An 18,009-nucleotide genomic window follows, 5' to 3' on the forward strand; every position below is an offset into this window, starting at 1 on the left:
TTCCCTCTAAATCCCCATTAAAAAGGGGTAATTCGATCAATTCCTGTTCCCCCCTTCTTAAGGGGGGTTGGGGGGGATCGGGCCTCGGATCTAAACGACATTTATCAGGGGTTAAACGCGCTTGTTGAAACTTCCTTCTTCCTTCTTCCTTCTTGCTTATGACAACTGTCAACTGACAATTGACTAATAGTGATTTCCGACTTTGCGGTGGTGAACTGCCGGCAGCGCTTCGGGATTGGATACGCGACCGCTATCGACCGTAGCATATACGATATGATGATCCGAAAGTTCCATCCGGCTGACTACTTCGCATTCCATATAAGCCAAAGCATCGGTCAAAATTGGAGAACCGTTGGTAGCTGGTTGAGTTTTAACTCCGGCAAATCGATCGGCACCTGGAGCAAAACGCTTCAAAAAGTGCTTCATCAGGCTTTGATAGTTGCCTTCTTCGAGCACGTTGAGCACAAATTTATCTCCCGCGTGCATCATGGATTCGATCGCCCGATCCTTAGCAACTGCTATAGTTAAACCCAGCGGTTTAAAACTCGCTTGCGTCACCCAAGAAGCCAACATCGCACTGCTAACTTCACCTTTTTGAGCGGTGATAATGTACAATCCGCCGCTGATGCGTCCCAAAGCTTTATCAACATCGCTATCCAGGGATTTCATCTGTTTGACAGCCTTGTCGCGCGACAGCCACTGTCCCAAGTCGGTACCGGCTTCGTCGCAAAGTTGATAAATCGCTTCCGTCGGCGCTTCTTTGATCAAAATGTTGGGAAATATTTCTTTCAAACCCAACTCTTTGAACTTGTTTCTTAGCGGATAAACCGATGCGTCATCGCCGCCGCCGGATTCGCACAAACCGAAGGATTGTTTGTTGTTAGCCGCCACTAAAATTGTGTTGATAGCAGCTTCGGCATTTTCTGCAGCAGCCCCATTACTCGGCGGCGAACAAATCACGATACCAGCAGCAGTACCGACAAGTTCCCGGACTTCTTGCAAGTCTGCCATTCTCAAGTCTATCATTTCCACCGCGACACCGGTTTTGGTAATCCCGTGGGCGATCGCTTGGCTGAGGCGATCGCTAAATCCGTAGTCAGAAGTGTAAAATACCGCTACCGTGGTTTCTGCCTTAGCTTGGGCTTGGCTCCACTTTTTGTAACGTCCGGTAAGTTCAACTACATTGTACCTGAGCAGCGGCCCGTGACCGGTCGCCACTGTACCGATTTCTCCCAATTCTGCCATCCGCTTCATGGCGCTGAGTACCGATCGAGCATTGGGAGCCATCAAACACTCATAATAAAAGTGGTAATCTTCCTCAACCGCTGCCAAATCGTCATCGTAGGTGCTGTCGGAACAGTAGTGCATCCCGAAAGCATCGCAGGTGAACATCACTTTAGTTTTACTGTCGTAGCTAAAAATTGTATCGGGCCAATGCAGGTTCGGCGCCGATACAAATTCGATAACATGGCCGTTTCCTAAATCTAATTTGTCACCATTTTTGACTACAAGTCGCTCAAAAGGCTGGTGTACAAGATTTTCTAAAAATTGAATTGCTACTTTCGCCCCCACGACTATTGCTTGGGGTGCCAAAGCCAGCACGTCTTTCACTAAACCGCTGTGGTCGGGTTCGGTGTGGCTGATAATTAGATAATCAATCTGTTTCGGGTCAATTTCCCCTGTCAGAGTTTCCATATACTGCTGGCGAAACTTCTCGTGCGAGGTATCGACGAGGGCAGTTTTTTCGCCGCGAATGATGAATGAGTTGTAAGTTGTACCGTTTTTGAGCCCGAATTCGATGTCAAAGCGGTCTCTATCCCAGTCCAGGCATCGAATTGCCGTTGTGTCAGAGGCAATTTCGACTTTTTCCACCGTCAATCTGCGTTGGACTCGTTCAGTCAGGGCTACCATACTGTGTCTCCTTGTCTGTTATCCATTACCTTATTGTTTCCATTCTGACACGTTTCTTTTTTAAATCTTCATAAAATTTCTTATCAGGGTGTTAAGTAACTTGAAATTGAGCGATGCCTGCCGCGGGCGATCGACCTAATTCCAAAAAATCTGCCAATTAGGTCTTGACAAAACTCCTATTTGACAGTCACATCAATTCCGGTTGCACTCCTCATGATGTTGACTGTTGACTGTGAATCGAATAACTGAAAATTGCGCCGAGATAGGTGGCGACTTGTAACAATGTTTGATGAATTGCCCTCTAATTGATCACCTGACGATGCAGCCGGAAACGATATTAATTCTTGAGTCTGCGTCGGCGGACGAAAGTTTGTACAGTAGCGGTTTCAACCGCCGAGTCTTAGAAAAGCGGTTTTAACTGACATCTTGCACCATTGTCAATAAGCCTTTTACGGACGGGTTCTCCTGCCCATCCCACAAGAAATTCACTCTTTGACAGAACAGGCCGGACAGCCTGTTCTTGACAATAGTGCAATATCTCAGTTTTCACCTAGATTTGGTCTTACTTCAAGTCTGAACCCTTCTGATTTGTCACAGGCAATTCGACAATAAACTCAGTTCCTTCGCCAACCTCACTAACGCACCGAATTCTGCCGCCGTGAGCTTGCACAATTACCTGATAGCACACAGAAAGTCCTAAACCAGTGCCTTTTCCCACAGGTTTATTAGTAAAAAACGGGTCAAAAATCTTATCCTGAATTTCCGCAGGAATGCCATTTCCCGTATCGCGAACAGAGATTGTTACCCAGTCCGGCTCGCTTTGCCAACTGCGGATTGTTAATTCCCCCGGTTTGTTTGCAGAGTCGATCGCATCTAAAGCATTATCAATCAAATTATAAAATACTTGGTTGATTTGACCTGCATGACATTTCACTGGCGGCAAACTTCCGTACTTTTTCTCGATTTTGATATTTGTTTTTAGCTTATTTTGCAGCATCAACAAACTGCTTTCCAAACCTTCATGCAAATCGACCGCTTTAAATTCAGCATGGTCTAATCGAGAAAAACTTCGCAGCGTCGTCACGATGGAGCGAATCCTGCCGCTGCCTTCCCGCATCGAATTTAGCAGTTTACCAAAGTCTTCTCGAACATAATCCAGTTCTAATTCTTCATTGATTTTGACAATTGCTTCCGCTGCTTCCGGGCAAGCTTTTCCGCACAATTCAAGAGCTTCGTTCAAAACTTTAAAATATTCTTGAGCGTGAAACAAATTGGCGTGGATAAAATTGTTGGCATTGTTAATTTCGTGAGCAATACCCGCCACCATTTGCCCCAAACCAGACATTTTTTCGGTTTGAATCAATTGCTGTTGTGTCGATCGCAATTCTTGGAGTGCTGCTTGCAATTGCTGGGTTTGAGCTTGAGATTTGACCGCAGCTTCTCGGACTTTGCTGTAAAGTTCTGCTTGCTGAATCGCGATCGCCATTTGGTCGGCTAGCTGCGACAGTAACTCCGTTTCTTGTCGCTGCCAGTTGCGGGTATCCCGGCACTCGTGAGCAATCAGCAAACCCCACAGTCTACCGGGAAATTTGAAATTACAACTTCCGTCAGCCGACAGCGAATTTTCTTCGTTTCTAGATGTAACAATCGGTACGATCAGATTAGCTTTTACGTGCAAACTGTCTAAAAACTCAACGTGACAAGGCTCTAAACCAGAATTAAAAATATCATTAATTGCTTTGACTCGCCCTTGCTGGTAAAGATCAGCGTAATCTCCCCTGAAACACTTATCTGCCCCCATATCTCCTAAAATTGAAGGCCAAGGAACCGTCATATCTTCAACGACAACTTTTCCCTGCCAGTTATCTTGAAACTGGTAGATAATTACTCGATCGCACTGCAACATTTGGCGGACTTCCCTCACCGCTGTTTCCAGGATAGTTCCCAGATCCAGGGTACTGCGAATTTGGTTGCCGATCAGTCGCAGTAGCGATTCTTGTTCGGCTTGCCGGCGGGTTTTCCTGTAGAGTTTGGCTTGATTGATGGCGATGGCCAACTGCGATGCTACCCCTTCTAACAGTTGCCTTTCCCAATGGGTCCATTGCCGTTCGCGATCGCACTGATGCAAGCCAATTATGCCATTCACTTCACCTTGATAGCGAGTAGCTACTGCCAGCATTGACTTAATTTCCAAATCTTGGGCAATTTTTCTGGTTTCTGGGTTCAACCCCTGAAAATCGAGAAACTTCGTCACTGCTAGCGACTCTTGCTGAGACATAACTCCTTCCAAGTGCGGGTTGTCAGCAATCGGTACTTTCATGCCCAGTTGGATCGGATAATCCCCCGCGTTGTACTCTCCCCGCGTGACTAAAATATTTCCTGTACTTGATTCTTTGACTAAAATGCTGGCGCGGCTGGACTGTAGCGCTTGCCCCAGCAATCGGCAGGCAGATGTCAAAATTTCTTCAATGTCAAGTGTACTGCGAATTTCGTTATTAATTTGGTTCAGCAAGTTTGATAGCTGAACTTGCTGCTGCATCTGCACAATTAGGGCTTTTTGTTCCTCTATTTCCCGCAGCGAAAGACTTTCTTCCTGCCTCCACTTTTCAGCTTCCGGCAACTGCGAAGTGAATCTCGCCCAAGGGTTTTCAGGTTGTTGTATCTTTAAAGACATATTTACTCGGCAGTTTTACTGTATTTTGATAGAGCCTGGATTTTTAGACATTTGCTTACGCAGCCAACAGCCCGATCGACACTACGACTGCTGGAACATATGAAATAAGTATAAAGGATACATCTCCACCCTAGCAAATATTTTGTTTACAAATATTTATAAATATAAATTATGTCTTTTATTTTAAGCTGTTACGCATCTAAATTATATGTCAAAAAACAATTAAAGTCTTGTGGGCGTCTGACCAGCCCTGAACATAGAATTCAAATGTCCGACAGCTTCAGCGAAAATACAGAGCGAGCGCGCCCCTTGAAATTAGTCAGATGTTAATTAGAGATAATTGCTAGGTTAATCGAATAAAATTAATATAAAATCTATCTTTAGTTCAATGTTGGCGATCAATATATATGGAAAACTCAATTGCCGAAAAGTTTCCCCCGACACCTTGTAGCAGCAACCTGACACCTCAATTTACAGGTAAAGGCCGGGTTAAAATAGCTTTGGCGATCGGCAATTCGCGGCTGCACTGGGGATTGTTTGCGGGAAACACCCTAGAGAAAACATGGGATACAGAGCATCTCAAAGCTGACGCTGTTTCCCGGCTCTGCGAGCCAGAAAAAGCCAAATATTTGGTGCAAACAATCATGAGATCGATCGAGCAAATATCCGCTCAAAATCTCCTTTTTCTTTCTGATACTGCCGCTGTTTCTAGTCCTCACACACTTTCTTTCGTGTCGCTACCTCTAGTCTTGGCATCAGTCGTTCCCCAGCAAACAGCAATCTGGCAGAGTTATCCCGATGTCCGAATTATTAGTTTAGACGAATTGCCGATCGGCGGACTCTATCCAACCCTAGGAATTGACAGAGCTTTGGCTTTACTGGGTGCTGGCAACCAATTGGGTTGGCCAGTTTTACTAATAGACGCTGGTACAGCTCTAACATTTACTGGGGCAGATGTCAATAGGTATTTAATTGGGGGCGCTATCTTGCCCGGTTTGGGTTTGCAATTGTCGTCGCTCGGTAAACAAACCGCAGCATTGCCCTCAGTTAGCTTACCAGACATTTTGCCGCACCGCTGGGCAAAAGATACTGCTGGGGCAATTCACAGCGGAGTTGTGTATGCAGCAGTAGCAGCGGTGAAGGATTTTATTGAAGATTGGCTGCATTTGTTTCCTAATAGCAAAATTGCGCTCACCGGGGGCGATCGAACTTTGCTATTAAAATATCTCACCGCAGCCTTTCCCGATACAGCCTCGTCGGTAATTGACGCACCAGAAGCGATTTTTTGGGGAATTAGTCCTTAGTTAGTTGTTATTAGTTAGTTGTTATTAGTTAGTTGTTATTAGTTAGTTGTTATTAGTTAGTTGTTATTAGTTAGTTGTTATTAGTTAGTTGTTATTAGTTAGTTGTTATTAGTTAGTTGTTAACAGTCAACGGTCAACAGTCAACCGTCAACAGTCAACAGTCAACAGTCAACAGTCAACCGTCAACAATTCATTTAGCAAATTGCAGAATATATTTAGCAACAATATCCGGGAATTCCTGTGGCAAGTTACTTTCCCCGGGATTTACAGATTGCAGTTCGGCATCAGGAACTAGAGCAGCATAACATTGACACAGAGACAAAGCTGTGACGGTATCTTCAGAACCGTGCAACAGCAAAACAGGCACTTTGAGCAATGGTAAATTCTCATCAACTAACTCCGCTCTAATTTGGGCCCGCCGCCGCTGAAACAGCAACTGCACGGCAACAACAGACTGCATCAACTGTTGTCTGAAATTTAGCAGTCGGTCAATATTTTTTGTGCCGCCCAGCAACTTAGCAATGGGATAGATCGATCGCAGCAACCAATAAGTCAGCGGAGGTTGAGCGATCAGCCAGCGCGCCGTCTGCCACCGCGCCCGCCGATGGCCAACCTTGACACCTTCAGGGGCCAACAATACCAAACCCTGAACTCGATCGGGATATTTGAGCGCGTAGCTGGCCGCCACCCAGCCGCCCAAAGAATGACCTACTAAATAAACCTGTCGCAGATTCAAAGCATCTAGGTATTCGGCGAGACATTGTACTTCCAGCTCGATCGAATAATTAATATTCGGGCGTTCCGAATCGCCAAACCCAAGCAAATCCGGTGCGAAGCATTGGTAGTAGGGGTTCAAATGTTCGATCGTCCCCAGCCACTGACTGCTGTCGTGCCAAGAACCGTGCAAAAAGACTATATTAGGGCCTTGACCGATTTCGTGCCAGAAGATTTGCCCTAAAGAGAGTTTGACCCGAGAATTGCGTAGCAGTGAGTACATCCGGTTAAATATTCACCAATAAAAAATCATTAATTAAAGGTTCAGAACTTGTAAATTAAAGTATGGAAAGATTAAAAATTAATTCCAATCATCACAGACAACTTTTGACCCCGAGGTATTTTCCGACTGTGCTTCAATTGGGATAGCCCGTCGGTTTAAGCCAAAGTTGTCCGACCTTGAAAATAGTCCTGCAAGTGCTGGTCGTTATCGTGGCTGAGCATACCCTCCGGCAGCGATCCCGGCAAAAATGCCTCAACCTCGCTGACTTCAAGCGTATCCTGAACTTGGATATTTCCCTCCACCTCTGCTGCCACCACGATGCAAATCGAGTGCAGGCGAGGGTCTCGATCGGCAGCCGAATAAACGCCCACCAAGCGACGGATTTTGACTAAATCGAGTCCTGTTTCCTCCGCCAATTCCCGCCGCACCGTCGTCGGAACGTCCTCTCCCCAATCCACCATACCTCCCGGCAGTGCCCAGCGACCGTTGTCGCGGCGGCGAATCAACACAATTCGCCCGTCGGATAATACGGGAATTATTGCAGTACCGGTGACGGGATGTCTAAAAATCAGCCCCAGCACAGTTTGTCCTATTTGCCACAATCGACCCATAAACTCAAAAGCTTTTTTAGGATAAAGTAATTTTAGATTTCGTAGCTCGCATCTCAAAAGTGTTAATTGTCAACTACCCATCATCAAGCGGAGTACCGCCGGAGATGTGGGCTTGTATCTGAGCTCCACCGCAATTCCGAGAACCTTTGCAGAATCTCAGCTTTAGTTTCACGGCCCGACACATCAGGGGATGCTGACAAGCTCCCCGTACTCGTCCAGTCCTGCCGGACAAGCAACGTTCTGATTGCAATATTTCGCGCACCAATCAAATCAGCGTGTAACTCATGACTACAACATTCGCATCGAAACAATAGTCCTTTGTTAGGTCTATTAGCATCCGAAGTATGTCCGCATTTAGGACAACTCTTCGATGTATAATGAGCCGGAACTTTCGTTGCTAACGAACCATTTAGATTGGCTTTGTAGTCAATATAACCGTGCAATTCGGCAAACGACCATTTAGCCTTATTTCTATTAGCTCTACGCTGCTTCTTACTAGCTTTTTTCCCAGATTTAGACTTAGTTCTATCCCGGATTCCGGTTAAGTCTTCTAGTCCAATCAGGCTGTTAGGCTTGGCAATTTCCTTGCTGATTTGGTGGTTCACGTCAGCGATAAACCGTCTTTCTCTTCCTGACAAAGCGATTAGTCTGCGCTTTGCCTGCCGAGTGCCTTTACGCTGAAGAGTTTGTCTGGCTTTATGATAGCGATTGGCCTTGTGTCTAGCGTCTTTTCCTGAATAAAATTTCGACTTGTTTTGTAAGTCTGTTTCTACAGCTAAGTAGCGCATACCCACATCGACACCAGAAACTCTGGTTATTTCTAGTGGGTTAATCTCAGGTACTTCTACTTCAATACCTACCATTAAGTAGTAAGTCTTAGAACAACGCTGATAGACGATTTTAGCTGCCCCAATCTTGGAACCATTGGCAATCAAATTTAGATGCTTGTTGTAGCCATCATATGGGACTACTATTCTACCTTGCAGTGTGATAATACTCACTTGCTGCTCGGATTTAAACGAGTAGTCGCGTTGATAGTTTAGGGTACAGGTTCGAGAAATGTATTTAGGGGCTTTGTCTAGCCCTTTATACCGTCTCTTAGTGTAACATGAAGCAATAGCGTCGTTAGATTGTTTTACCTTAGTCCAAAGAGTTTTGTAGGTTGTCGAAACCTGTCTGGGTACATTGCAAGCCATCTGAGCGCCCAGCCCAAATCTAACTCTCAATTCGTTGTAGACAGCTTTTTGCAACTTCAGACCGTTACTGGTTTTACCCGTATCAAAAGCGACTTGCGAAGTATAGTTCAAAGCGTCACGGTAAGCCAAAGCAGTCTGAGACACCAAAGCTTTTTGCTCGGCATTCAGGTTTAGTTTTAACTTGGCGGTGATTATTTGAGGCATTACTTTCACTAATTCTGCAAATATTGTATCTCGTGAATATGGCAAAAGCAAGTGGTATAGCGAAAATGATTTGTTTGCTCATCGACCGCCCCGAACCTTGCGACACGTAAAGTCGTCGGTTTGGTTCGGGGTGGCTCTCTTGGCTCACGCAAATTCCTCCCGGCACTCAACGGAGTACCGTTAGAGTGCGGGACTCCTTTTGGTTTAGTTGAATTTTTGATTGAGTCTATATCTCTGGCAAGTCTGCTAAAACCTCCGCTGCGTGAGTTTCGGGTTTGACTTTCCGATAAACCTTTTCAATAGTACCATCAGGGTCGATCGCCAAAGTAGATCGAACAATTCCCATAAATTCTTTGCCCATAAACTTTTTGAGTCGGTAACAGCCGTAGGCGGTAGTGACTGCGGCCTTTGAGCCGCACAGCAACGAAAAAGGCAGTTGATATTTAGCTGCAAACTTGGCGTGAGACGCGGCCTCGTCCGTGCTGACGCCTAGGACTAGAATAATATTGCGCGCCCGGTATTCAGAGTAAATGTCGCCAAAGCCACAAGCTTCTTTCGTACAGCCGGGGGTATTATCCCCAGGGTAAAAATAGAGTACAGCTCGCCACCCTTGCAAATCTGCGAGGTTCACCAAATTGCCGGCAGCGTCAAGCAGGCTGAAGACAGGAGAGCCCGTCACCGGGATTGAGTGTGATTAGTTGAGATAATATTCTGAGAGATTAAAAACATTGCGTCCGATCGCACCCAGATTCCCAGCGACTTGAATCCCCGCGTTCTTTTTTCTGGGTCTTGTACCGGGTGTGCTATGATCGTCATCGGTCTAAAATTGAGTATAACTAGACAACGTAAAAACTTAACTGGATTAGTTGAGTGCGTAGTCACACCGATAGGTGTTGCGGTTTAGCTAGGCAGACAGGAATCCCCACAGTATACCGATCAAAGGTTAGTGTGGGATAAAAGGCGCGTGAGACTCCTGATTCCACCCGTTCATAATCTCATAAGCATAGCTTTGAGCCGTGGAGGGTGGACAACGAGACGAACCAGTTCCTTTTTATAATATCAGTGGGGCGAGACGTGTTCCTCACTTTAAAATGCCGTAGAGGGAAACGATTGGAGTACCTTGAAGGAAGTTCTCGATATCCTTAACAGGACTCAGAAGCCTAAACCATATCGCTTGCGATTGTTGTGGGAGCGTCACGAAAGCTAAATTTGAACAAAGCCTAACTACATAAAGAGAACCGATCGAGTACGGTAGCTAGGGCCTACCAGAATTCACGCTTCGGGATAAGACACGTCTACTTGAGCTGGAGAAATCCTGTAGCAAAGTAAGTGACTTCCCCCAAGCAAGAATCGCAGTCACCAAGAGTCAACAGATTATCAATCTTAGGAATCCCCGGGCTTTCACGCCCGGGGAGTGTCAATGTTTATTAGTGAGGTCATAATGGCTAAGCGCCGCAATCTCAAGAAAGAGAAGGCACAACGAAATCAAGCATACGCTCGCAAGTTTCGCAAGCGGAGAAATCAAGATATGTTCTCCAACAAGAGAAGGCGATTTGACGGTGGCAACGGCGGCGGGATGGGCGCCATGAGTGGCGCCGGCAGACAGGACAAAGACATGGCTGCTGCTGAAGAGTAATTGAGTCCGGCTATCTGCTCAACTGAGAACCCGAGTGGAAAACACGATGGTTCTTTTGGAGAGATAGCCAGCCTGAAGTTGTCCAAGAATTTAATGATGTTTAGGCGATCCGATGGCGCGCAGCAATCAGTGATTTTCTGACTTGTTCAAACCCGGTACCGCCGTAACTATTGCGAGCCGCCACCACTTGCTGAGGTGCGATCGCGTTGTAAATGTCTCTCTCAAATGCTGGGTGCAACTCTTTCCACTCCAGGAGTGTCAAATCTTTGAGGAGTTTGCCCCCCGAAAGGCAAGTTTTGACGACTTTGCCGACGAGGTTGTAAGCTTCCCGGAAGGGAACACCTTTGCCGGCTAAGTAGTCTGCTACGTCTGTAGCGTTAGAAAAGTCTTCGGTAACAGCAGTGGCGAGGCGATCGTGGTTAAACGCGATTCCTTCCTGCAGCAAAATCGTCATTGCTTCCAAGCAACCCTGTACTGTTTTGACGCTATCAAACAAAGCTTCTTTATCTTCTTGTAAATCTTTGTTGTAGGCCAAAGGAAGTCCCTTCACTACTACCAACAAGGCTTGCAAGTTACCGAACACCCGTCCCGCTTTGCCCCGCACCAACTCCGGCACGTCGGGATTTTTTTTCTGGGGCATGATGCTAGAACCCGTAGCGCAGCTATCTGTGAGGCTAATAAATCCAAATTCGTGAGACGACCACAAAATCATTTCTTCCGATAGCCGGCTCAAGTGTACCATAATTATGCTGCACGCTGCGAGAAATTCGATCGCAAAATCTCGGTCACTCACTCCATCTAGGCTGTTAGCATAAACCTTGTCAAAATGCAATAGTTCTGCGGTATAATGTCGGTCGATCCCGAAAGTCGTCCCCGCCAGAGCGCCGCAACCCAAAGGCGAAATATTCACCCGCTTCGAGATATCGCCTAGACGTTCCCAATCGCGATCGCTCATTTCAAAATAAGCTAACAAGTAATGAGCCAAACTGATTGGCTGAGCGCGCTGCAAGTGCGTGTAACCAGGGATTAAAGTTTCGACGTTAGCATCGGCAATATCGAGCAAAACCCCTTGAAATTCCCGCAATTGCTGGCGAATTTCTGCGAGGCGATCGCGCAAATACAAACGAGTATCGGTACCGGCTTGGTCGTTGCGCGATCGAGCCGTGTGCAGCTTTTTGCCTGCATCTCCGACAATATCCGTCAGCCGTTTCTCTACCGCAAAGTGAACGTCTTCTGAATCAACTCCCGGAACAAAAAGACCTTCCCGGTATTCGCGGCGAATTTGCTCCAAACCATTGACTAACTGCTCGCCTTCTGCTGCGGAAATAATCCCTGTTTTAGCGAGCATTTTTGCATGAGCTACCGAACCAGTCAAGTCGTACTCAATCAGTTCGATATCGAAGCCTATACTAGCATTGAATTGGACGATCGCCGGGTGCAGCGCCGATTCAAATCTTTGACTCCAAGTTTTTTGTTGTGCTGTCATTGCGGAAAGTAAAACTAGATTATATGTCTGTTGTAGAAGTCTCTAAAAAACCGGTTCTGGGCATCGAAATCCAAGTCATCCGATTTGCAGCATCGGACTACAATCCTGACTGCCTAATTCGGCAAGAAAAGACTTTAATCCTGACTGCAAGCTTTTTATAGCTGTATTGACACTAAAAAACTGAATTCCTGACTACAAAAGTATTAAAATTATACTGCATCAGAAAAAAATGAAGTCGCGCCTGTTAACTTTTCAGATCGTTTCCGGTTGCATCGGAATCAGAAAATCGAGTCAACAGTCAACAGTCAACAGTCACCTGACAGTACAACCGGAATTGATCTCAAATTTTTTCGTGATGCCCTATCCGACAAAAACTCTAAGGAAAAATTCCCTTAAAGAACCAGCCGACAAATATACCGATAAAAAAAGCTCCTATTTGACCAGTAGACACAAAATTATTCCAAGCTTTCTGGAAATTCGTAAAAATCTCGTAGCTTTGGCCCAAAATCACCGTATTCAAATGAGATTTGACAACTAACAAATGAACGGCATCGTGCCAAGCAATAGAGCCGATCGCTCCTGCAATAATTTCCGGCATTAAATTAACTATCATGGTGCTTTTCTCCTGCTAAAGGTGTTACTCTAAGTACAACCAGTGTCATGTCATCTTCGTTGCGATTGCCAATGCCGACAAACTGGTGAACTCGATCGAACAAATAATCCAAAATTTCCTCAGACTGCTGGTAATTTTGACAAGCCCACTGAAAAGCTGCGGTCAAGTTATCCTCATCAAAGCGATCGCCCCTTTGATTAGCAGCATCGGTAAAACCGTCAGTGTAATAAATAATAGTATCTCCCGGCTGCAATTGCACCTGGGCTTCTTGGTAGTGCGAATCAGCATCCAAACCAATTAACATACCCTCCAAAGTATCGAGCCCAATAATCGAATTAGTTGCAGCTTGCCACAGCAAAGGCGGGTGGTGAGCAGCATTACTGTAAGACAAAACGCGAGTTTTCGGGTCATACTCCGAATAAAACAAAGTTACAAAACGGTGGGAATTTTCCAAATCCGCGTGCATTACCCGGTTTAAATGTTGCAAAATTCTCGCAGGCGAGTGGCGGTTCAAAACCTCCGCCCGCAGCATACCCCGCGTCATCGTCATCAACAGGCCGGCCGGCACTCCTTTGCCCATCACGTCGCCGATGACGATACTCCAGCGGCCCTTGTCGATTTTGGACTTGAGATTTTTAATCAGGGATGGGGGGTGTTGCCCCTCATTATCTTTGCCGATCGGGTCATAGTCAGCAGGAATAAAATCATAATAATCTCCGCCGACTCTGCTAGCCGTTTTGCAGCGGGCGGCCACGTCAAGACCGGGAATTTTCGGACAACTGCGAGGTTGCAGCCGCAATTGAATTTCCGCCCCGATTTCTAACTCTCTATCTAAGCGTTCTTTTTCAGCCAACTTAACAGTAAGTTCATCTTTGTAGATTGCCACAGCGGTTTGATCCGCCACCAACCGAACTAATTTCTGTCTGCTGGCAGTCCACAGATATTGCGGGTCACTGCTAAAAACATAAAGCCGTCCGCGTTCCAAATTCTTGACTAAAATTGGCGTTCCAAACAAATGAACATCCGGGCCCAAATAACGACTGAGTTGCAGGTCAAGACTAGAAGTTTGCCCAGAGGTTTCGGAAACAGATTCACCAGCAGCCGCGCCGTCAACTGGTGTAGCTTGTCTGGTGGCTATTTCCAGCGCTTTTCGCAGGTCTTGGCACTGCCGTCCTTCCTGACAGTGCAACTGCTGGAACCTGACTTGACCGTTGGGTTTGAACAGCACTAAAGCTCCCCCGTCAGCGTCGGTAACGCGAGTCGCCACCAAAGGCACCAACTCCAAAAATTGGTTGAGATTGTTAAAACTGCGGAGGGCAAACGAGAGCGAACCCAACATATCTTGAACGTTGTGCTGGTATCGGTGCAAGCGGCCCACCAGTTCTTTGAGGGCAAATACTGGCGTCGCGTCGGTGGAATTGCGACCTGCCGGGCGGTCAGCAGGTTGAGGTGAGGGACGAGGCAAAGGCACAGCAGTCATTTTAGATTTGTGATTTCGATCTTAAAAGGAGCTTGATTGAGGACTTATATCGAGTCCGGTTGCACCGAAGCGTGATTGTTGATTGTTGAGTGTTTGAACAATACCGATGTAACTGGAAACGATATTGCACGCCAGCGAGCAGAAACCCGGTATTTTCTGTTTAGTAATTTGGTGCGATGCTAGTTTGAGGTTAAGAATTTGAGACTTTGAAGTTCTGTCCGGGTCTCCAAAATCGGGACGGGGGCAGATACCTCATCAATCTAAAATTCTAAAATCTAAAATCCAGTAGGGCTTCGACAAATTCGTAACTAGAAAACGGCCGCAAGTCTTCGATACTTTCCCCTACTCCAATAAAGCGGATGGGCAGACCGAGCTGCTGCACTACTGCGAGGGCAACACCACCTTTAGCAGAACCGTCTAGTTTTGTCAATACTACTCCGCTTAATTTTGCAGATTCTGCGAATACTTCTGCCTGTCGCAAACCATTTTGACCGAGTGTTGCATCCAAGACCAGTAGAGATTCTACGGTAGCGCCGGGGGCTTTTTTATCTATAATGCGACGGATTTTAGTTAATTCGTCCATGAGATTTTTTTTGTTTTGCAGGCGGCCTGCGGTGTCTACGATCAGCAGTTCTGTGTTTCTGGCGTTGGCGGCGGCGATCGCATCAAACACGACTGCCGCCGGATCGGTATTTTTCCCGGGGTTGGCAATAATTTCCACGCCGCTGCGGGCTCCCCAAACTTTGACTTGTTCGACGGCGGCGGCGCGGAAAGTGTCGGCGGCGGCGATCAGGGTGTGGTAGCCGGATTTTTGGGCGATGTGGGCGAGTTTGCCGATCGTCGTAGTTTTGCCGGCACCGTTGACTCCGACAATTAACCAGATGTTAAAGGTGTCTTTTTCCGGCGCGAATGTCAGGCTGTAGGCTGGATTGCCGGCGGCGGTTTCGGCTGTCGGAGCGTCGAGAATGTCGCGCAGGATGCTTTTGAGGAAGGCTAGAGCCTGTTCTGGCGGCAAGGCTTCTTGTTTGAGTCTTTCTTGGAGGCGGTTGATAATGATGTCGGTGGCGGCGACTCCGACATCGGCTTGTAGGAGCAAAGTTTCTATTTCGGCTACCGCGTCTTGGTTGAGCGGGCCTTGACCGACGATCGCCTTTAATCGATTAATTAAGCTGCGGCGAGTTCTTTCTAAGCCTTTCCGCAGTTTTTGCAGCCAACTGATTTCTTCGACGGATATTTGATCTGGCCGGCGGCCTTGACTGGCGAGGATTTCTGATGACCAGAGGAACCCTTCGTCAAAGGCGAAACCGGGAATTTCTTCGATAATGGCGGCTCTTTCGGCTGCGGCTGCAATTACTTCGGGTTCTTCAAGGGCGGTTTCTTTGAGGCGTTCGATGCGAGCCGTGCGATCGGCCACAGCTCTGGCCCAAAACGGCAGAGATTCGCCGACTATCTCCTCAGATGCGATCGACTCGGTGTCTGCAAGCTCAGTTGCGGGTGTGGCAATTTCTATATTTTCTGCTGTTACTTCTAATTTTTGAGCGATCGGTGCAGTGTCTGCATCCCCAACTATCTGTTGCACTATTTCAGGAGATTCGACTGGGGTAACTGCATCTAGTTCTTCGTTATCATTAGTTCCAAGCTTTTCAGATCCTGCAACTTCTGCAACTTGTGCAACACTTTGTTCTGGTGCTGCTGCAACTTCTGCTGTGTCAGCAACTTCTGTTTCGGGGGCCGGAACTTCAACCTCTGCTGTGTCAGCAACTTCTGTTTCAGGTTGTTGCTGTTTTTGAATATTTTTGTAAGCAGCTTTTGCCCAATTGAGATAATCTTCGGCTACAGCGGGAGAGCTTTGGTCTGCTGCTGCATCTGTTGGAGGCTCAACGGGTGCCGATTGTGTTGACTCATCTGGGGTTTGCTGGGGGGGAGTTTCTTTTTCAGAAGATCCGCTTTCGGTGTACTGGCGACGAAACCAATTAAAAACCATAGAAATTTGGGGAATAAAGAAGAGTTATATCAATTCCGGTTGCACCGGAATGATTGTTGACTGTTAACTGTTGACTGTTGACTGTTGATTGTTAAGAAGAAGAAGGGCACTCACAGGCACCGCCCCTACTGACTGTTGATTGTTGACGGGCGGGTCGAAAAACTGAATGGTTGAGTGTTAACTGTTGACTCAATTTTATTGTTCCGATGCCACCGTCCACGATATTATTAGTGATTCGTCCTCAGTCCCTAGTTTAGGGCCGATTGCGGGATTGCCGATCGTCGCTAGCGACCAATAACTGAGGATTAATCAGCCGTTGCGGCATTTAAATTGCAGATCAAAAAAAATTAGACAATGAGTGGGGTGTCCCGCCCGCCCTGAATATACAATTTAAATGTGCGACAGCTTAACCAATAATTAATGACTATGGACTAACAACTTCTGCGTTAATTTTATCGACTACTCGGCGGAGAACTCCGTTGATGAAGCGATGTCCTTCGTCGCCGCTGTAGCGTTTTGCCAGTTGGACGGCTTCGCTGACGCTGATTTGTTCGGCTAAGCCGAGATAAAGGATTTCGGCGACAGCAATTCTCATGATATCTCGATCGATCCTGGGCAACCGATCTATTTGCCAATCTACGAGCGATTCCGAAAGCAATTCGTCAATTTGAGGGCGGTTGGCGCTGACTTGCGTGAGGATTTGCAAAGCATAGGTACGGACATCTTGCTGGTTAGCAAGCTGGATCAGTTCTGGAAACTCCATTGCCGAACCGAGGCGGTTAATAGCCGTTTGGGTGAGTTCCACAGCTTCGCGCACCATTGCTCTAGCACTTTGGATATCGGCGGCGCGGATTTCGCTAGCAAGCAGTTTGTCGCTACTCCGCTGCACTTCGGACGCTGCTGCTTCTAAGGATTCTTGAACTTCTCCTGTCAGGGTGCGGATGGCGGCGAGGAGAACATCTTGCAGTTTCTTCGATTCTAAGAGTTCTGGATTCGCCGGGAGTTGGCTGATGCCGAGGAGTGCGAGTTCGCGTGCTGTTTCGCGGGCTTTTTTCATATTTTTTAGATAGAAATTGGGACTTTAGTAATTTGGGAGTTGTTGAGATTGCTAGGTACTGGTTGAGACCGTAGATTTGGACTTTAGCAGAAAAATCCGCAAAAAAACCGCCCTCGGTCATGATTTTTTCTGGGCAGGTTTTGGGCAAATATTAGACGAGCAATTGCCAAAGTCTTTTTAATCTGAGATGTTGCACGCCTTTCAATAACCTGTAGCGGTTCACTTCACCAATAACCTCAAAGCTTGCTTTCGAGGTTAAAGAAACCCGCCCGACCTCACGAAAAATCCCTTTATTGACATTGTTGCAATATCTGGGTTCAATCAAATTTTCACAGCAGGCGGGACACCGACAATTTCTTTTTTTGGTGGGACGTTGCTGCTAATTATTTTGGCAATTCTACTCTGGTTGCTGGGAAAGTTTACCGCCTAGAAACCCGATTTATTTATATAGGACTAACGCAACTTTCAGAGGACTGCCGACTTGTAGGGTGCGTCAGACTGGGTTATTTAACGATTATCGAGGCATCTTTATATGCCTGGTGCGTAAGTCCTGTTATAGATACTTGGCTTTGAAACCGAAGATTTATGGTAGAAACTGGGTTTCTGGGTCTCGGCTTTTTCTGCTTCCGGCTGGTTCAGTCTTCTTCGACTGGGACACGCTGGTATCTAGATTCGGATATTAAGGGCTCGAGAGTTTTGCCTGGGGGTTTGTCGGCGGTGACTGGAAGTGAGTTGCTGGGGTTGACGATGCCGCCGGAGATGATGAGTTTAAAGGCATCTTCGATCGACATTGACAAATTGACTAGATCGGTCTCGGGGACTATAGCGTACCATCCGGTGGTGGGGTTGGGTGTGG

14 protein-coding genes and 1 pseudogene are annotated in these 18,009 nt (G+C 46.7%); 3 read left to right on the forward strand and 12 right to left on the reverse strand.

Annotated features, from left to right (window positions below; genetic code table 11):
* Positions 1 to 183: 183 nt before the first annotated feature.
* Positions 184 to 1,911 carry a diflavin flavoprotein gene (locus IQ270_RS19835; protein WP_193974863.1) on the reverse strand — a complete coding sequence of 576 codons (1,728 nt, stop codon included), beginning with the start codon at positions 1,909 to 1,911 and terminating at the stop codon, positions 184 to 186.
* A gap of 289 nt (positions 1,912 to 2,200) precedes the next feature.
* Between IQ270_RS19835 and IQ270_RS31980 the strand changes: the two genes are divergently transcribed.
* Positions 2,201 to 2,329, forward strand: a complete 129-nt coding sequence (locus IQ270_RS31980) for a hypothetical protein (RefSeq protein WP_255532466.1) — start codon at positions 2,201 to 2,203, stop codon at positions 2,327 to 2,329.
* Positions 2,330 to 2,473: 144 nt separating this feature from the next.
* On the opposite strand, the gene IQ270_RS19840 is transcribed toward IQ270_RS31980, so the two are convergent.
* Positions 2,474 to 4,585: a GAF domain-containing protein gene (locus IQ270_RS19840; RefSeq protein ID WP_193974868.1), complete on the reverse strand. Its 2,112-nt coding sequence runs from the start codon at positions 4,583 to 4,585 to the stop codon at positions 2,474 to 2,476.
* 407 nt (positions 4,586 to 4,992) lie between these two features.
* Between IQ270_RS19840 and IQ270_RS19845 the strand changes: the two genes are divergently transcribed.
* The gene (locus IQ270_RS19845) at positions 4,993 to 5,889 is read left to right on the forward strand and encodes a pantothenate kinase (RefSeq protein ID WP_193974870.1); all 897 of its coding nucleotides are present in this window, start codon (positions 4,993 to 4,995) and stop codon (positions 5,887 to 5,889) included.
* A gap of 190 nt (positions 5,890 to 6,079) precedes the next feature.
* Here IQ270_RS19845 and IQ270_RS19850 read toward each other — a convergent pair whose 3' ends face one another.
* From IQ270_RS19850 to IQ270_RS19865, 4 genes are all read right to left on the reverse strand, one after another.
* Entirely contained in the window at positions 6,080 to 6,886 is an 807-nt protein-coding gene (locus IQ270_RS19850; RefSeq protein WP_193974871.1) for an alpha/beta fold hydrolase, read from the reverse strand.
* 155 nt (positions 6,887 to 7,041) lie between these two features.
* Positions 7,042 to 7,497: an NUDIX hydrolase gene (locus tag IQ270_RS19855; protein WP_193974872.1), complete on the reverse strand. Its 456-nt coding sequence runs from the start codon at positions 7,495 to 7,497 to the stop codon at positions 7,042 to 7,044.
* A gap of 83 nt (positions 7,498 to 7,580) precedes the next feature.
* Complete coding sequence (locus IQ270_RS19860; protein WP_193974874.1) at positions 7,581 to 8,897, reverse strand: RNA-guided endonuclease TnpB family protein; 1,317 nt, start codon at positions 8,895 to 8,897, stop codon at positions 7,581 to 7,583.
* Between the two features lie 226 nt (positions 8,898 to 9,123).
* The gene (locus IQ270_RS19865) at positions 9,124 to 9,576 is read right to left on the reverse strand and encodes a peroxiredoxin (protein ID WP_339384237.1); all 453 of its coding nucleotides are present in this window, start codon (positions 9,574 to 9,576) and stop codon (positions 9,124 to 9,126) included.
* 762 nt (positions 9,577 to 10,338) lie between these two features.
* On the opposite strand from IQ270_RS19865, the gene IQ270_RS19870 reads away from it, so the two are divergent.
* A complete protein-coding gene (locus IQ270_RS19870) occupies positions 10,339 to 10,533 on the forward strand; it encodes a hypothetical protein (RefSeq protein WP_193974876.1) in 195 nt (64 codons plus the stop codon).
* A gap of 100 nt (positions 10,534 to 10,633) precedes the next feature.
* Here the strand turns inward: IQ270_RS19870 and argH are convergent, their stop codons facing one another.
* The 6 genes and pseudogenes from argH to IQ270_RS19900 all read right to left on the reverse strand — a co-directional run.
* Positions 10,634 to 12,019, reverse strand: a complete 1,386-nt coding sequence (argH, locus tag IQ270_RS19875; protein ID WP_193974877.1) for an argininosuccinate lyase — start codon at positions 12,017 to 12,019, stop codon at positions 10,634 to 10,636.
* Positions 12,020 to 12,395: 376 nt separating this feature from the next.
* Entirely contained in the window at positions 12,396 to 12,632 is a 237-nt protein-coding gene (locus IQ270_RS19880; protein WP_193974879.1) for a hypothetical protein, read from the reverse strand.
* On the reverse strand, positions 12,622 to 14,112 hold the full coding sequence (locus IQ270_RS19885) for a PP2C family protein-serine/threonine phosphatase (protein WP_193974880.1): 1,491 nt from the start codon (positions 14,110 to 14,112) through the stop codon (positions 12,622 to 12,624). Before IQ270_RS19885 ends, IQ270_RS19880 begins: the two co-directional genes overlap by 11 nt.
* A 268-nt stretch (positions 14,113 to 14,380) precedes the next feature.
* Positions 14,381 to 16,096, reverse strand: coding sequence for a signal recognition particle-docking protein FtsY (gene ftsY / locus IQ270_RS19890; protein ID WP_193974882.1), 1,716 nt, complete (start codon positions 16,094 to 16,096; stop codon positions 14,381 to 14,383).
* Positions 16,097 to 16,520: 424 nt separating this feature from the next.
* Positions 16,521 to 17,153 (reverse strand): transcription antitermination factor NusB, encoded by a 633-nt coding sequence (gene nusB, locus IQ270_RS19895; protein WP_193974883.1) that lies wholly within the window; start codon positions 17,151 to 17,153, stop codon positions 16,521 to 16,523.
* Positions 17,154 to 17,788: 635 nt separating this feature from the next.
* Positions 17,789 to 18,009, reverse strand: a pseudogene (locus IQ270_RS19900) (hypothetical protein); the annotation flags it as partial.

It is taken from the genome of Microcoleus sp. LEGE 07076, from assembly GCF_015207455.1.
Taxonomy (GTDB): domain Bacteria; phylum Cyanobacteriota; class Cyanobacteriia; order Cyanobacteriales; family Microcoleaceae; genus Microcoleus.

What these genes read in the sequence shown, in the direction of transcription:
- IQ270_RS19835 (WP_193974863.1), bottom strand. Translation starts at nt 1,911, where the DNA reads ATGGTAGCCCTGACTGAACGAGTCCAACGCAGATTGACGGTGGAAAAA.
- IQ270_RS31980 (WP_255532466.1), top strand. Translation starts at nt 2,201, where the DNA reads ATGAATTGCCCTCTAATTGATCACCTGACGATGCAGCCGGAAACGATA.
- IQ270_RS19840 (WP_193974868.1), bottom strand. Translation starts at nt 4,585, where the DNA reads ATGTCTTTAAAGATACAACAACCTGAAAACCCTTGGGCGAGATTCACT.
- IQ270_RS19845 (WP_193974870.1), top strand. Translation starts at nt 4,993, where the DNA reads ATGGAAAACTCAATTGCCGAAAAGTTTCCCCCGACACCTTGTAGCAGC.
- IQ270_RS19850 (WP_193974871.1), bottom strand. Translation starts at nt 6,886, where the DNA reads ATGTACTCACTGCTACGCAATTCTCGGGTCAAACTCTCTTTAGGGCAA.
- IQ270_RS19855 (WP_193974872.1), bottom strand. Translation starts at nt 7,497, where the DNA reads ATGGGTCGATTGTGGCAAATAGGACAAACTGTGCTGGGGCTGATTTTT.
- IQ270_RS19860 (WP_193974874.1), bottom strand. Translation starts at nt 8,897, where the DNA reads ATGCCTCAAATAATCACCGCCAAGTTAAAACTAAACCTGAATGCCGAG.
- IQ270_RS19870 (WP_193974876.1), top strand. Translation starts at nt 10,339, where the DNA reads ATGGCTAAGCGCCGCAATCTCAAGAAAGAGAAGGCACAACGAAATCAA.
- argH (WP_193974877.1), bottom strand. Translation starts at nt 12,019, where the DNA reads ATGACAGCACAACAAAAAACTTGGAGTCAAAGATTTGAATCGGCGCTG.
- IQ270_RS19880 (WP_193974879.1), bottom strand. Translation starts at nt 12,632, where the DNA reads ATGATAGTTAATTTAATGCCGGAAATTATTGCAGGAGCGATCGGCTCT.
- IQ270_RS19885 (WP_193974880.1), bottom strand. Translation starts at nt 14,112, where the DNA reads ATGACTGCTGTGCCTTTGCCTCGTCCCTCACCTCAACCTGCTGACCGC.
- ftsY (WP_193974882.1), bottom strand. Translation starts at nt 16,096, where the DNA reads ATGGTTTTTAATTGGTTTCGTCGCCAGTACACCGAAAGCGGATCTTCT.
- nusB (WP_193974883.1), bottom strand. Translation starts at nt 17,153, where the DNA reads ATGAAAAAAGCCCGCGAAACAGCACGCGAACTCGCACTCCTCGGCATC.